The sequence below is a fragment of the Microvirga aerilata genome (genome assembly GCF_016743775.1).
GTDB lineage: Bacteria > Pseudomonadota > Alphaproteobacteria > Rhizobiales > Beijerinckiaceae > Microvirga > Microvirga aerilata.
On record NZ_JAEQMY010000010.1, the window covers coordinates 107,932 to 120,960 of the forward strand.

At 63.8% G+C, this 13,029-nt stretch carries 18 protein-coding genes; 12 read left to right on the forward strand and 6 right to left on the reverse strand.

The window, feature by feature from the left end:
* Positions 1–14 precede the first annotated feature (14 nt).
* The 3 genes from JKG68_RS09355 (at position 15) to JKG68_RS09365 (ending at position 3,316) form a co-directional block, all read left to right on the forward strand.
* Complete coding sequence (locus JKG68_RS09355) at positions 15–1,949, forward strand: putative bifunctional diguanylate cyclase/phosphodiesterase (protein WP_202058562.1); 1,935 nt, start codon at positions 15–17, stop codon at positions 1,947–1,949.
* A gap of 83 nt (positions 1,950–2,032) precedes the next feature.
* The gene (catB, locus tag JKG68_RS09360) at positions 2,033–2,668 is read left to right on the forward strand and encodes a type B chloramphenicol O-acetyltransferase (protein ID WP_202058564.1); all 636 of its coding nucleotides are present in this window, start codon (positions 2,033–2,035) and stop codon (positions 2,666–2,668) included.
* Positions 2,669–2,929: 261 nt separating this feature from the next.
* Entirely contained in the window at positions 2,930–3,316 is a 387-nt protein-coding gene (locus JKG68_RS09365; protein ID WP_202058566.1) for a 6-carboxytetrahydropterin synthase, read from the forward strand.
* A gap of 73 nt (positions 3,317–3,389) precedes the next feature.
* On the opposite strand, the gene JKG68_RS09370 is transcribed toward JKG68_RS09365, so the two are convergent.
* Complete coding sequence (locus tag JKG68_RS09370) at positions 3,390–4,226, reverse strand: MipA/OmpV family protein (protein ID WP_202058568.1); 837 nt, start codon at positions 4,224–4,226, stop codon at positions 3,390–3,392.
* Between the two features lie 186 nt (positions 4,227–4,412).
* On the opposite strand from JKG68_RS09370, the gene JKG68_RS09375 reads away from it, so the two are divergent.
* Positions 4,413–4,619, forward strand: a complete 207-nt coding sequence (locus JKG68_RS09375; RefSeq protein WP_202058570.1) for a hypothetical protein — start codon at positions 4,413–4,415, stop codon at positions 4,617–4,619.
* Here the strand turns inward: JKG68_RS09375 and JKG68_RS09380 are convergent.
* The gene (locus JKG68_RS09380) at positions 4,589–5,440 is read right to left on the reverse strand and encodes a Clp1/GlmU family protein (protein ID WP_202058572.1); all 852 of its coding nucleotides are present in this window, start codon (positions 5,438–5,440) and stop codon (positions 4,589–4,591) included. The genes JKG68_RS09375 and JKG68_RS09380 overlap by 31 nt on opposite strands.
* Positions 5,433–6,125 (reverse strand): alpha/beta hydrolase, encoded by a 693-nt coding sequence (locus tag JKG68_RS09385; protein ID WP_202058574.1) that lies wholly within the window; start codon positions 6,123–6,125, stop codon positions 5,433–5,435. Before JKG68_RS09385 ends, JKG68_RS09380 begins: the two co-directional genes overlap by 8 nt.
* 137 nt (positions 6,126–6,262) lie before the next feature.
* Between JKG68_RS09385 and JKG68_RS09390 the strand changes: the two genes are divergently transcribed.
* Both JKG68_RS09390 and JKG68_RS09395 read left to right on the forward strand, forming a co-directional pair.
* Positions 6,263–6,517, forward strand: coding sequence for an SWEET family sugar transporter (locus JKG68_RS09390; protein WP_376773124.1), 255 nt, complete (start codon positions 6,263–6,265; stop codon positions 6,515–6,517).
* 108 nt (positions 6,518–6,625) lie between these two features.
* A complete protein-coding gene (locus JKG68_RS09395) occupies positions 6,626–7,291 on the forward strand; it encodes an HAD family hydrolase (RefSeq protein ID WP_202058576.1) in 666 nt (221 codons plus the stop codon).
* A 273-nt stretch (positions 7,292–7,564) separates the two neighbouring features.
* On the opposite strand, the gene JKG68_RS09400 is transcribed toward JKG68_RS09395, so the two are convergent.
* Positions 7,565–8,104: a BON domain-containing protein gene (locus JKG68_RS09400; RefSeq protein WP_202058578.1), complete on the reverse strand. Its 540-nt coding sequence runs from the start codon at positions 8,102–8,104 to the stop codon at positions 7,565–7,567.
* Between the two features lie 68 nt (positions 8,105–8,172).
* Here JKG68_RS09400 and JKG68_RS09405 point away from each other — a divergent pair, with 68 nt between their 5' ends.
* Together JKG68_RS09405 and JKG68_RS09410 are read left to right on the forward strand one after the other, a co-directional pair.
* Positions 8,173–8,445, forward strand: a complete 273-nt coding sequence (locus tag JKG68_RS09405; RefSeq protein WP_202058580.1) for an HNH endonuclease — start codon at positions 8,173–8,175, stop codon at positions 8,443–8,445.
* 76 nt (positions 8,446–8,521) lie between these two features.
* Positions 8,522–8,701, forward strand: a complete 180-nt coding sequence (locus JKG68_RS09410) for a hypothetical protein (RefSeq protein WP_202058582.1) — start codon at positions 8,522–8,524, stop codon at positions 8,699–8,701.
* A gap of 5 nt (positions 8,702–8,706) precedes the next feature.
* Here the strand turns inward: JKG68_RS09410 and JKG68_RS09415 are convergent, their stop codons facing one another.
* Positions 8,707–9,810, reverse strand: a complete 1,104-nt coding sequence (locus tag JKG68_RS09415; protein ID WP_202058584.1) for a patatin-like phospholipase family protein — start codon at positions 9,808–9,810, stop codon at positions 8,707–8,709.
* Between the two features lie 152 nt (positions 9,811–9,962).
* Between JKG68_RS09415 and JKG68_RS09420 the strand changes: the two genes are divergently transcribed.
* On the forward strand, positions 9,963–10,697 hold the full coding sequence (locus JKG68_RS09420; RefSeq protein ID WP_202058586.1) for a dienelactone hydrolase family protein: 735 nt from the start codon (positions 9,963–9,965) through the stop codon (positions 10,695–10,697).
* A 57-nt stretch (positions 10,698–10,754) separates the two neighbouring features.
* Here the strand turns inward: JKG68_RS09420 and JKG68_RS09425 are convergent, their stop codons facing one another.
* The gene (locus JKG68_RS09425; RefSeq protein ID WP_202058588.1) at positions 10,755–11,456 is read right to left on the reverse strand and encodes a winged helix-turn-helix transcriptional regulator; all 702 of its coding nucleotides are present in this window, start codon (positions 11,454–11,456) and stop codon (positions 10,755–10,757) included.
* A 62-nt stretch (positions 11,457–11,518) separates the two neighbouring features.
* On the opposite strand from JKG68_RS09425, the gene JKG68_RS09430 reads away from it, so the two are divergent.
* Genes JKG68_RS09430 through JKG68_RS09440 form a run of 3 tightly spaced genes read left to right on the forward strand, consistent with a single transcriptional unit; the run spans position 11,519 to position 12,978 of the window.
* A complete protein-coding gene (locus JKG68_RS09430) occupies positions 11,519–11,950 on the forward strand; it encodes a VOC family protein (RefSeq protein ID WP_202058590.1) in 432 nt (143 codons plus the stop codon).
* Positions 11,951–11,975: 25 nt separating this feature from the next.
* Positions 11,976–12,458: an SRPBCC family protein gene (locus tag JKG68_RS09435; RefSeq protein ID WP_202058592.1), complete on the forward strand. Its 483-nt coding sequence runs from the start codon at positions 11,976–11,978 to the stop codon at positions 12,456–12,458.
* A 34-nt stretch (positions 12,459–12,492) separates the two neighbouring features.
* On the forward strand, positions 12,493–12,978 hold the full coding sequence (locus tag JKG68_RS09440) for a VOC family protein (protein WP_202058594.1): 486 nt from the start codon (positions 12,493–12,495) through the stop codon (positions 12,976–12,978).
* Positions 12,979–13,029: the final 51 nt, after the last annotated feature.

Below are 13,029 nucleotides of genomic sequence, written 5' to 3' on the forward strand. Positions count from 1 at the left end.
CGGAGGCCGCCCATTTGTCGCTAAGCACCTTCAAAGCAGTCATCGCCATCATTATCGGCGGATTTCTGGTCTCCGGCATCTATATCTCGGTGCTGGTGGTCAAGCGCCAGGGCGCATTGCAACAGATCGCTGCCTATAATCCGTCCTGGGAGGCGAGCCAGGCGGCCTCCGAGTTCATCCGGTTCGAGCACCGGTTGTCCGAATTCGAGAGGCCAAGCAGCGGCGTCGACAAGGATGAGGTTGCACTGCGCTACGACATCCTGGTCGGCCGGTTGAAGATGCTGAACGAGGGCGACTTTCATGCCCTCCTCTGGCGCCATCCCGAGCATCAGCTCACCCTGCGCCAGCTCGACCAGGCCCTTGTTACAGTGGAGCCGCTGATCGACGGCCTGGACAGTTCGGGTACCGTCCAGAAAGTGCTCGACATCCTTCGTCCCTTCGAGGGCAGCCTCTCGCAGATCGCCTCGGCTGTGCTCAATTACGGATCCGAAGTCGTCCAGAAGGATCAGCAGGAGCTCATCCGGCTGCATTGGGCCTTCTCGGGCATTGCGGCGATCCTGATCCTGATCGGGCTCGCCCTGATCGGCCTGCTCGACAGGCACAATCGCCTGCTGGGCCGCGCCCATCAGGAACTTCACGTTCTGGCCCATCAGGATGCGCTGACAGGCCTGCCCAATCGCGTGGTGCTGCGCAACGAGCTGGGGCAGGCTCTTGCCCGCATCAAACCGCAGGGCCGCACGGTTGCCGTATCCTATCTCGATCTCGATCACTTCAAGGACGTCAACGACTCCTTCGGGCATGAGACGGGCGACGACTTGCTCAAGGCTGTCGCGGATCGTCTGAAGGCCTGCATTCCCGTCCACGGCGAAGGCCATGCCAAGAACCTGATCGCCCGCTTCGGCGGCGACGAGTTCGCCATTCTTCAGACGGGCATTCGCAAGCCCGAGGAATGCGCCGTGCTGGCATCGCGCATCGTCGATGCCCTGCGCGAGCCGTTCAGCGTCAACGGGCAGGAGATCTTCATCGGCACGAGCATCGGCATCGCTTTGGCCCAGGGGGGCGTGACCCCCAGCCAGATCCTGAAGCATGCCGACATGGCTCTCTACTATGCCAAGGCCGACGGGCGGGGCACGTTCCGCTTCTTCGAGCCTGATATGGACGCTCAGCTGCAATCTCGCCGAGCCCTGGAGGTCAATCTGCGCAAGGCGATAACCAACGGAGAGTTCGAGCTCTTCTATCAGCCGCAGATCAATCTCAAGGACAACGAGATCGGCGGCTTCGAGGCTCTCCTGCGGTGGCACCATCCCGAGCGCGGCCTCGTTCCCCCGTCGGAGTTCATCCCCGTCGTGGAAGATACCGGCCTGATCATTCCGCTGGGCGACTGGATCATCGAGCAGGCCTGCAAGGAGGCGGCTGGGTGGCCGAGAAACATCAACGTGGCCGTGAACCTCTCGCCCGTGCAGTTCCGGAACAGATCGCTCGTACAGAGCGTCAGCCGGGCTCTGGCGCTGTCGGGCCTCGCCCCGAACCGCCTGGAGCTGGAAATCACCGAGTCGGTTCTGCTTCAGGATACCGACGCGACGGTGTCCACCCTCCATCAGCTGCGCCGGCTCGGCGTTCGCATCGCCATGGACGATTTTGGGACCGGTTATTCGTCCCTGAGCTACCTGCGCAGCTTTCCATTCGATAAGCTCAAGATCGACCAGTCCTTCGTGCGGGAGATGTCGCAGCGGGCCGACTGCCTGGCCATCGTGCAATCCGTCGCCAACCTTGGCGCCAGCCTCGGGATGCCGACCGTCGCGGAGGGCGTCGAGACGGAGGAGCAGCTGCTTCAGATCCAGGCTGCCGGATGCACCGATGCCCAAGGCTACTATTTCGGGCGCCCCAAGCCGGCCCAGGACATGGTTCACACCCTGGCTGCTCTCAGGCACACCACGAAGGTCGCCTGACGGGCCAATCCTATGACCGGATGGCCTGATCCTGCATCCTCCGCTGCCGGACCAGAGCGATCCTTCCACGAGACAGCGCCATCATGACAAACCCCTTCGAGAGCCCTCTGCAGGGAAAACCGCTGTCGGAGCAGGTTACCAATCCTAACATCAGCGTCGGGCGCTACAGCTATTATTCAGGCTACTACCACGGGCATTCCTTCGATGACTGCGCCCGCTATCTCCTGCCCGAGGATGCGGAAGTCGACAAGCTGATCATCGGAAGCTTCTGCTCCATCGCGACCGGAGCAACCTTCGTGATGCATGGCAACCAGGGTCACCGGTCCGATTGGGCATCCACGTTCCCGTTCTTCTACATGAACAAGGACGGGGCCTTCGGAGATCCGCCAGATCCGTTCCGGCCCGCGGGCGACACGGTGGTCGGCAACGATGTCTGGATCGGCACGGAGGCCATGATCATGCCGGGCGTCAAAATCGGTCATGGCGCGGTGGTTGGCAGCCGCGCCCTGGTGACCCGTGACGTCGATCCCTACACGATCGTCGGCGGTCATCCGGCAAAGCCGATCCGCAAGCGCTTTTCCGACGAGTACATCGCCATGCTTCTCGAGATGGCCTGGTGGGACTGGCCGCTCGAGCGGATCAGGCAGGCCATGCCGCTCCTGTGCTCATCCGACATCGTGGGGCTCCATCGCTTCTGGCATTCCCAGCAAGAGCTATGAGGCCTGACGTAGATGCATGCTTGCACTCCGCCTTCGATATACATCCGATCAGGCTGTAAAATCGAGCGTCCGTGGAGAAGAGCAAGCCAAGTGTCGCAGGAGTCGAGCCGATGAGAGAAAATACCTGTTCTCTCTTTGCCGGGTGCCTTCACCTGTGTTAGGCAAAAACAGGCGGCAGGAATGTCCATTCCGTTGCGGCGGCATGGATTGCAGCACGTCTCCTTATTGGCAGTTTTGAAAACAGGCGCTGGAGCAAGGTGAATGAAGACGTATTGCGAGTTTACGTTTGATGCGGCTCACTCGGTTGCTCCCTATTCCGGGCTGCACGGACATACCTTCATCGTCAAGCTCACCTTCGGCGGAGCCGTCGACGAGGTCTACGGCTGGCCGGTCAACCTTTACGATGTCGAGAACTACATCAAGGAGATCAAGGGCGAGCACGGATCGGGCCTCGATCACGGGAACCTGGATCTCAACCCCGACATTGGCGTCGCTTCGCTTGAGAACGTCACCACCTACATCTGGCGGCTGGTGAAGGAGCGCTTCCCCAATCTCGAGGAAGTGGAGCTCAAGCGCGGCATGGCAGGATCGACGGAAGGCTGCATCTATCGCGGCGAGAGCCCTGCGGGCAGCAGCCTGGCGGCCTGAGGGAATACGACCTTCCACATGCAAAAAAGCCGCCCTGCAAGGCGGCTTTTCCGTTTCGAGGATCGTTCGTTCCTCAGGGAGTGTAACCGAAGGAGTAGGAGACCGTCAGCCCAACCCCGACCTGGTGCTCCGAGCCGAAACGCTCGACAATCGGGCTGTCTGCCGCGTCGCCCACGAGGTGCTTGTACGAGACGAAAGCTATCGTCGACCACTGATCCGTCCAATCGTAGCCCACAGCCGCTGTCGCGCCGACAGAGGTGATGCCGCCGGAGGGCCGGTAGGCGGTGACCTCCCCGTTCAGCGCCGCCTCGACGGGAGTCACGCCGAAATAGGTGCGCGTGAACTCGCTGTCGCCGAGCGCCAGCCGCGGGCCGGCGGAGAGTGTGAGGGCGCCGAATTTCTGGACGATGTCGAGACCGAAATCGGCCACGAATCCCTCATGCCCATTGAAACCGCGCCGGATCTCGGCCCGCGCCCGCAGGAATTCGACGGGCCAGTATTCCACGAACACGCCGGGCTCCACGGCCCAATCGATCTTCTCAAGTCCAGCGAGCCGCCGGTCGTCCTCCAGGTAACGTCCGCCCTGGAACCGGCCGACGATGCCGAACCGAAAAGCCGATTCCTCCAGGAACGAGAAGCTCAGGCCGTCGTCGGGCGCGCTGAAACGCTCCGGCGTTCCGGCGCGGCGGAAGCTCAAGGACGGATAGCCGATGAAGCTGAAGTCGTCTGCGCCCGGATAGGACGGCCCTGCCCGCAGGTTGCCCTTGACGGTGATGATCCAGTCCGACGACGTTTGAACCTGAGGCTGCGCCTGCAGCGGAGCGGGCGAGAAAAGCAGGTCCGCGGCCTGAGCCATGGTCGGGCCAGCCACAAGGGAGCCGAGGAGGACGAACGATCGGGCTGCGCGCATGAGTTCTTCCGGTTCAAGGTTTCACCCTGCCGTGGTGGCCTCAAAACGCCGTAACGTCAAGCCGGGGATTGCCTCTATGGTTTCGCCATCGTGAGCGCCGGAGATCAAGTGACCCCAAGGAGGCACGCGAACTTTCGCCGAGCCGGGCCGTTGATCCGGCGACAGCATGGTGCAAGGGAGGGCTTCTTGGTCCAGCAGATCGCCAGCAGCCGACCGCAGCCGGACGAGTTCTATCCGAAGCCTCCTCCGACGGAGCCCCTGCCTGTGACCCCCAAGCCGCCCGAGGCGCCCCAGCCGACGGTTCCGTCCAGCATCCCGTCATCCCTGCCCGAGCAGCCCCTGGAGCCGGAGAGGCCTGTCATTCACCCCATGCCGCAGCCGGAAGTTCCCTGAGGCTTGGCCTCGGAGAAGGTCCGGTCCAGGCACAGGAAGCCCTGCGTGATCCGGCAGATTTCAGCCTCGGCAACGGGCGACAGGACTGCGAGCTTGGGGCCATCGCCACACCCGGTCAGGAGGCCGAGACCCAGGTCTTTTCCGTCCCGGCCAGCCAGCCCGACCAGAAGACCCGGAGAAAGCGCAGCATCCGGCTCCGGGCGCGCGAGCATTTCCCCGTCGATGGTCAGAACCGAACCTTGCGCGAAATAAGCCCGAAACGCCTCCCGCCGGGCCCCCCGCCTCTCGCCGTAGGTTTTGCGCCTTGCTTCCGGCGACAGGGGAAGACGCAAAGCCAGGTAATGAGGATGATCGACGAGAACCGAACGGACGGCAGGATCGTCCCCAAGGGCGATCAGCAGGTCCGGCCGAACCGCATCGATCTTGGCAGCCTTCAAGCTCCGGCCGGGTCCACCCAGAAGCCCGCTCGTGTTGACGACGAGGAGATCCGCATCCGCCTCATGAGCGAGCCTGTGCGTTCCTTCGACCAAACGCCTCCAGCCGAGAACCGGATCGGTGGTGCCGACGAAGGCGAGTCTCATGCCATGGCGATCTTGCAGGGTGACGCTGGCCGGCGGCCCGATTGTCTTCTGGCCCACATCCGTATCGAGCAGAGCGGCGCTGCGACCAAGTTGCGGGGCCGCATCGGCCAGGAAGCGGCAGAACGTGCTTTTGCCGGCATCCCGGGCTCCGATCACGAGAACCCGTGCGGGTGCATGGCGGCAGATGTGCTCTGCCGCTTCAGCCCATTCGGGCGGTGCATGCGGCAGTGGATCAGCCAAGGAAGCGGGTGACGGCGCGCTCGACCATGCCGGGCGGGACCAGATGGCCGCCGTCGAACTCGTGGTACTCCACGTCATAGCCCGCCCGCCGGAGTGCAGGAACGATGCGCCGGCTGCAGGGATCGATGGGCAGCACCTCGTCATGAACACCATGGGACACGAACACCCGCGGAGTATCGGCGGTTTGCGTCGGCGCCATGAAGCCTGGCGAGAAGGCGAGGATGTGATCGAACAGCTCGCCGTTGATGACGCCGAGCGACAACGCATAGGAAGCACCGTCCGAAAAGCCCGAGAGCGCAACCCGCGCGGGATCGACCGGGTGCAGCCCGAACACCTTGGCAAGCGCCCGGTCGATGAAAGCAACGTCGGGACCGTAGCCGCCCCTGATCACATCCCATGTGGGGCCGCGCGACTCCGGCGCGAGAACGATGATCCCATGCGCTTGCGCCTGCTGTGCCACGAGATCGATGATGTGCGTTGCAACCCCTCCTGCCCCATGGAGCGCCACGAGAAGTGGCGCGGGCCTCAAAGGATCGAGCCCATCCGGCACCAGCAATGCGCCGTCGCGCCGCCCATTCTCGAGACCCAGCGGATGACGGCCCGGCGCTGCGCTGGACGGCGCAGCGATGCGCTCCGGGCGCGCGCGGAGCAGTCCTGCCGAATAGTCCGCGTTGAGATTGGCCATGGTAGGTCCCGTTCACGTTGCGCGCCAACGCCGGAGCGAGGCTCACTGTTCCTTCGGCATGGGAGCGGGACGGAATGGCGCAGGAACATCGATCTGCCTCCATCGTTAGAGGCGTCTCACACATTATGGTGCGCTCGATGTCTCTCATGGACTATACCGGCTACGCGGCTGCCATCTGCACGACCTCGGCATATGTGCCGCAGGTGATGCGGGTCTGGCGCACGCGCTCCACCAAGGATATTTCGCTCAAGATGTTTCTGGTGCTCGTCACCGGCCTCGCCCTGTGGCTCGCTTACGGCTTCTGGAAGGGAGAGATCCCCCTGATCGCCGCAAACGGCATCACGCTGATGCTCGCGGGCACGATCCTGTTCTTCAAGCTCAAGCATGGATGAACGCAAGAGCATCGGTCGGATCCGATGCTCTTGCGTGATGTGCCAGGAGACCGCACGGGACCTGTTCTCCCGAGGCTCTGAACCAACCTTCCGGGAGATTCTTCTAAGATGATCAAAGCAGTGATTTTAGATGTCGATGGCACGCTTATCGATACGGTCGATCTGCATGCCGATGCCTGGGTTCAGGCGCTGAAGCATTTCGGCTACGAGATCGCCTTCCAAGACATGCGGTCTCAGATCGGCAAGGGCGGCGATCAGATCCTGCACGGGCTTTTGCCGCCGGATGTGATCGAGCAGCGGGCCGACGAAATCAAAGATTTTCGCGCCGATCTGTTCAAGCGCGATTACCTGCACAAGGCCCGTGCGTTTCCGGGCGTGCGAGAACTCTTCGAGCGCATCCGTGCCTCAGGGCAACGGGCGGTGCTCGCCTCGTCGGGAACGGCTGAGGAGGTGGAGCAGTACAAGGAGATCGCCGGCATCGCCGACCTCATCGACTCGGCCACTTCCTCGGATGATGCAGAGCGCTCGAAACCATTCCCCGACATCTTCCAGGCCGCACTTGCCAAGCTCGCGCCTCTGGGTCCCGACGAGGCCGTGGTGATCGGCGACACTCCCTATGACGCCGAGGCTGCCCGCAAGGCCGGGATCAAGTCCATCGGCGTGCTCACCGGAGGGTTTGCCGAACAGGCCCTCAAGGATGCGGGATGCATCGCAGTCTATGGCGGGCCGGAGGACCTCCTGAAAAACTACGATAGGTCGCCGATTGCTTCCTGAGCTCTGCCGGTCACAGAGAGCGAGGGATGAACACTTCATCCTGCACATGACCCCGGATCAGCTTCCACCATCCGGGATCACAGGACGTCATCCTCAGACTAGGCGAAGCGAGGAGGGACTCGGCGCCATGGATTCCCTTCCCCTCCTCTTTCGCTCCGGCCGGGAATGACAGTGGGGTGTGCCGTTCTCATCTCCGGCGAGCCGGAGGCGAGGGAAGGGGATCCACACATGCTCAGCACTGCTGTGTCCCCTCGTCTGCAACAACGCTGTCCCTCAAGCGCCCTGCACGCGAAGATTGTTCTGTACGTGGGCGACGCCAGAGGCCATCTCGGCAAGGTCCTCGGCACGGCGCTTGAGGCCGCGGCTGGAGACGGTGCCGTTGAGGGTGACCTCGCCCTCCTTTACGGCGACCTCGACATTCGAGGCGTCGATGAACGGATCCTCCGTCAGGCGCTCGCAAATATCTTCATGGATGCGCTCATCGGAGCGCTTGTAGCCTTTGGGGCCGCGGCCGCGGTGGGCGCCGCCCGACGGGCGTCCGTCGTCGCGCACATCCGCGTCGTTGGGATCCCGCGTGCCAAGGGCGCCGAAGCCCGAGCGGTGACGGCTGTAGCCCGGATCGAAGCCTTCGTCGTCGACGGGACCGCCCCGTCCGTCGTCGACGACGCCTCCGGTAAACTCGTTGGCCTCGCTGCCATAGCCGCCCGGATACTCCCGGCCGTCGCCCCGAGTGCCCACGGCGCCCTGAGGCACGTCACCGTAGCCGTTGTCATCGTTGAAGGGGTTTGTGTTCCTGCGGCGGGTGTCTACCATGGCGCTGCTCCTGTTCTCGCAGGAGCAACCAACCCACTTCCCAAGTGGTTCCAAACGAAGATCCAGGCATGAAAACAGCACAGCGCATCAGGCTTTTCAACGAGGTCTTCGCCCGTGACGGAGGATGCTGCGTCTATTGCGGCATCCCTGCGCGCCGTCCCGGACGGGGGGTGAAACGCTCACCCGATCTCGCCACTCTCGACCATGTGCATCCGAAGTCCTTCGGAGGTCCGCTGTCCCGCGACAACATCGTGCTGGCCTGTTCGGCCTGCAACAACGAGCGCGGGGTCATGGAGGCCAGCGCGTTTCGAGTCCTGAAGGCTGCCGGAAAACCCGCGTGATCGCCTGAGGTTGGAACAGGCCATCCGCCCCGACGTTCGAACACAGAGAAGCGTTACCGGTCAAAGGGAGACGGCAATGAACATCGAGGATCAAGTGCGCGAGGCCATCGTGGCGGAGCTGAAGCGCCAGTCGGAGGGCGGCGAGCAGGGCTTGAGGGTCAACACGGGCGACGCCGAGACGATCACCATCGAGGGCCGCGTCAATCTCGACGAGCTGACCATGGCGGTGGTGGGCTCCCTCGCCGGCGGCCCGTAACGGCGCTAGGCGCGAGCGGCGGCAGCGCCGCGTTCCGCCGAGATCGCCTCCTGCTGCGGGCCCAGCGGCAGATATCGGAAGCGCCGGTTGCTGGCCGGCGAGCTGTCCAGCAGCTCCAGGCTTTTTGCCATGTCGCGCTGTCCGGCCGCCCAGCGGTCCTTGATCGACGAGGGCGAGTAATCGAAGGTCTTTCCGGCTCGTTCATCGCTTCCCGCATAATAGGCCATGTGCAGCAGCGTGGCCTTGGGGCCGTCCGGCTCCAGCTTCTCGCGCAAGGCATATTCCCGCTGCAGACCCTCCAGGGCTCGCCGGGTGGGGCTGGCGAAGATCAAATCGTTCGCCCGCTCGGCGGTTGCGCTCAGGGAAGCTGGGCGCAAGGCCTGAAGGCTGAACAGCTCGACGGCGATGCAGGTGAAATCCCGGTTCATGGGTTCTTCAAACGGCACGTCGAGGGGCAGATTGTTGGTGTAGCCCGGGTCGCACAGCAGGCGCCCATTGATCTCGACCGGCGGGAAGACCGGCGTAATCGCTGCGCTGGCCAGAAAATGCTCGGGCCTGAGTTCGTCCCGCGTGGTGTCGAACAGAACTTCATCGCCGGATTCGAGATCGACGCAGCCGATAGTGAGCCTGATCTCGCCCCGGTTCAGCCTGTTGAAGTCGATCAGCCGCTCCAAGGTCCGACGGAGCGGCCCGTGGTCGTAGAGCGCCACGTCGTTCGGCATCCAGGGCAGCATCGACAGCATGCCCGGAAAGCGGTGTCCGAACAGGCCGGGCCGCCCGAACAGGAGCGCGGAGAGGGTGTGAAGCTCGTTGTAGGTGTGCCGGACCTTCGAGCCGCGCCCCATGAGGCCCGGCGACTGGATCATCGCCTCATCCCAGAATTCCCGGAGCCGGGGCAGGCGGTCCTCGGGAGCATTGCCGGCGATGATCGCGCCCGTCACCGCCCCGATCGACCCGCCGACGATCCATTGCGGCTCGATTTCCTGCTTCTGCAGTTGCTCGTAAGCGCCCGCCAGATAGGAGCCGAGCGCGTTGCCGCCCCCGAGAGCCAAAACGAGAGGATGCTCCGTGGCCGAGATTTCTCGGCCGAGCTTTGACGAAAGGGTCATCTGAAGTGCCTTAAAACACAAGGCCCGGGGGCGCTCTAGGGTTTGAAATAGCGCGCTGGCGGCCTCATAGGAGAGGGCAGGGAACGCTCGCAGCCGGCGAGGGTTCCGGTGACGTGGATGCGGGAACGCCTGAAGGCGAGGGAGAGACCGTTTTGGCAAAGCAGGACATCTCGATTGAGACCCAGGATGGAACCGCCGCGGCAGGGCTGCTCCTTCCGGATCGGACAACCAGCCGGGCAGGCGTGATCCTCTACATGGATGCCTTCGGGCCGCGACCTGCCCTCGACCGGATGGCCGAGCGCCTTGTGAGCGAAGGCTATGCGGTTCTCGTTCCCGATCTCTTTTATCGCTTTGGCGATTACGGTCCGTTCGATGCCAAGACCGCCTTCTCGGACGAGCGGACGCGAGGCGAGTTGATGGGCATGATCCGCGGCACCACCCAGGACATGACCCGACGCGACACGGCAGCCTTCATCGCGGCGCTGACCGATGCCGGGGTGACGGGACGGATCGGCACGGTCGGCTACTGCATGGGCGGCGGACGGGCGATCACGGCGGCGGCTGCCTATCCCGACCGCATCGCTGCTGCCGCGAGCTTCCATGGGGGCCACCTCGCAGGGGATGCGCCGGACAGCCCGCATCTTCATGCGCACACGATCAAGGGACGCGTCTATGTGGGCAGCGCGGGCGTGGACGGCAGCTTCCCGCCCGAGCAATCCGCCCGCCTGGCGGAGGCCCTGCGGCGGGCCGAGATCGACCATGTGATCGAGAACTACGTCGGCATGGCTCATGGCTGGGCGGTGTCGGACCACAGCGTCTATGACGAGCGTGGAGCCGAGCGGCACTGGACCCGGCTGCTCACCCTGTTTGATGAAACCCTGCGCTAGACAGCATCCTGCCTCCGGCGCGGCTTCACGCTCGCGCCGGAGGCTTTGCCGGATCCGTCAGGCGGTCCGCTCCGCTTTGGGCGGCAATGGAAACAGGCCTACGAACCGCTGCGCCAGCGCACGGTCGCCTTCGACCTTCAGCGCGCCGGCTTGCTCGATCGCCTCCAGCGCCTGGCCGCCATAGATCGCGCCTGCCAGCACCGGCGGCGTTCCCGCAAAGATCAGGTCGGCGTCGCCCAAGGCACCGCGCGCGATCTCGATCCGGCCGTCGGTGATATGCGCCAAAAACGTTTCCTCAGCCAGACGGAAGCCGACACGGGCGTCGATGCCCCTGGCCCGCTCAGGGTCGAGCATCGTCCGAAGCGACAGGAAGAAGGATGCGGCGCTGAACGGCAGGGTGGGATCGTGCGCGGGCGAGCGCGCAGCCCAGCGGCCGAGCGCCTGGAAGATCGGCTCGCTCTCGTAGCCCCACTGGGTGAGCTCATAAACCTGGATGGCCGCCGGCGGCGGCAGCTTGCGCCGCACGAGAACGCCGGCTGCTTCCAGGCCTTCGAGGCGCTGGGTGAGAACATTGGCGCTGATCCCGGGCAGGCTCTCGCGCAGGTCGCTGAAGCGCTTCGGCCCCAGCATGAGCTCCCGCATGACGAGAAGCGCCCAGCGTTCCCCGACGAGATCGAGGGCGTGGGCGGCCGCACAGGCATCCTCGTATTGGCGCCGCGAGCGGGCTTCCGACTTTTCAGTTAATTTTTCTAACTTCATAGTTGCTATTAATAACTTTTTAGAGGATCAATGTCAAACCAGAAGCCGTGAGGGAGAGACCGATGTCCAAGCTGATCTTCATCAACCTGCCTGTTCGCGACCTGTCGCGTTCGATCGCGTTCTACGAGGCCCTCGGAGCCCGGAAGAACGAGCAGTTCACCGATCACACCGCCGCCTGCATGGTCTTTTCCGAGACCATCCACGTGATGCTGCTGACACACGACAAGTTCCGCCAGTTCACGCCCAAGACAATCGCCGACGCGAGAGAGACGACGGAGGTGCTGATCTGCATGTCCGCCGACAGCCGCGACGCCGTGGACGATATGACGGCCCGCGCAGGTGCTGCGGGCGGCGTCATCGATCCGGGCCCGAAGCAGGACTACGGCTTCATGTATGGCCGCAGCTTCGAGGACCTCGACGGGCACATCTGGGAAGTAATGTGGATGGATGTCGAGGCGGCGAAAGAAGCCATGGGCGAATTGGCAACCGCCTGAACGCACAGAACCAGGGAGGACAACCATGATCGAACAGAATGCCGCCAAATATGAACTCCTGATCACGCGCCTGATTGGGGCCTCGCCCGAAACTGTCTACCGCGTCTGGACCGAGCGCACCGGCGAGTGGTGGGCACCCAAGCCCTACACTACGCCCGAGGTCAACATCGACCTGCGCCCAGGCGGTCGCTGCCGCATGCTGATGCGTGCGCCCGACGGCACCAACCTGCCCGACGAGGAAGGCGTGTTCCTGGAAGTGGAGCCGAACCGCAAGATCGTCTTCACCAACGCCTTCGCGCCCGGCTGGATTCCGCAGGATCCCTTTATGGTGGTGATCGTCACCTTCGAGCCGGAAGGCTCCGGCACCCGCTACACCGCCCGCGTGCGGCACTGGAACGAGGAGACGCTGAAGAGCCACGAGGCCATGGGCTTCCATGAAGGATGGGGCATCGTGGCGGCTCAGCTGGCCGAACTCGCCGAGGGGCAAGCCGCAGCGACGGCTGCATGAGCCACCAAGCTCAACACACACTGAAGGGTTTTCCATGTCCAAGATCAAGCCGTGCCTGTGGTTCGACGGAAAGGCCGAGGAGGCAGCGGAGTTCTATGTGTCGCTGCTGCCGGATTCGCGGATCGATGCGGTCGTGCCCTACAGCGTGGAGACGCCCGGCGGGAAACCGGGCGACGTGATGCTGGTGGAGTTCACGCTCGCAGGCGAAAGCTACATGGCCTTGAACGGCGGGCCCTACTTCCAGTTCACGCCCGCCGTTTCCCTGTTCGTGAACTGCGTCGATCAGGCGGAGGTCGACCGGTTGTGGGATGCCCTGTCCGTCGGCGGCTCACCGATACAATGCGGCTGGATCACGGACCGCTATGGCGTCTCCTGGCAGATCGTGCCGGAGGCCCTCGGCATCATGACGAAAGACAAGGATCCGGCGAAGGTGCGCAGGGTCATGGAAGCCATGCAGCAGATGGTGAAGCTGGACGTCGGGGCGCTTGAGGCAGCCTATCGAGGCGTGTCGGCAGCCTAGAGCTGTTTCCCTTTCCATGGAATCAGCTCTCCTCTCGGCTGTGCCGCATTT

Bases quoted from the DNA above. Each gene is read 5' to 3' on its own strand.
- JKG68_RS09400 (WP_202058578.1), bottom strand. From the start codon at position 8,104: ATGGTAGACACCCGCCGCAGGAACACAAACCCCTTCAACGATGACAAC.
- JKG68_RS09435 (WP_202058592.1), top strand. From the start codon at position 11,976: ATGATCGAACAGAATGCCGCCAAATATGAACTCCTGATCACGCGCCTG.
- JKG68_RS09415 (WP_202058584.1), bottom strand. From the start codon at position 9,810: ATGACCCTTTCGTCAAAGCTCGGCCGAGAAATCTCGGCCACGGAGCAT.
- JKG68_RS09385 (WP_202058574.1), bottom strand. From the start codon at position 6,125: ATGGCCAATCTCAACGCGGACTATTCGGCAGGACTGCTCCGCGCGCGC.
- JKG68_RS09390 (WP_376773124.1), top strand. From the start codon at position 6,263: ATGTCTCTCATGGACTATACCGGCTACGCGGCTGCCATCTGCACGACC.
- JKG68_RS09365 (WP_202058566.1), top strand. From the start codon at position 2,930: ATGAAGACGTATTGCGAGTTTACGTTTGATGCGGCTCACTCGGTTGCT.
- catB (WP_202058564.1), top strand. From the start codon at position 2,033: ATGACAAACCCCTTCGAGAGCCCTCTGCAGGGAAAACCGCTGTCGGAG.
- JKG68_RS09410 (WP_202058582.1), top strand. From the start codon at position 8,522: ATGAACATCGAGGATCAAGTGCGCGAGGCCATCGTGGCGGAGCTGAAG.
- JKG68_RS09440 (WP_202058594.1), top strand. From the start codon at position 12,493: ATGTCCAAGATCAAGCCGTGCCTGTGGTTCGACGGAAAGGCCGAGGAG.
- JKG68_RS09430 (WP_202058590.1), top strand. From the start codon at position 11,519: ATGTCCAAGCTGATCTTCATCAACCTGCCTGTTCGCGACCTGTCGCGT.
- JKG68_RS09405 (WP_202058580.1), top strand. From the start codon at position 8,173: ATGAAAACAGCACAGCGCATCAGGCTTTTCAACGAGGTCTTCGCCCGT.
- JKG68_RS09370 (WP_202058568.1), bottom strand. From the start codon at position 4,226: ATGCGCGCAGCCCGATCGTTCGTCCTCCTCGGCTCCCTTGTGGCTGGC.
- JKG68_RS09395 (WP_202058576.1), top strand. From the start codon at position 6,626: ATGATCAAAGCAGTGATTTTAGATGTCGATGGCACGCTTATCGATACG.
- JKG68_RS09425 (WP_202058588.1), bottom strand. From the start codon at position 11,456: ATGAAGTTAGAAAAATTAACTGAAAAGTCGGAAGCCCGCTCGCGGCGC.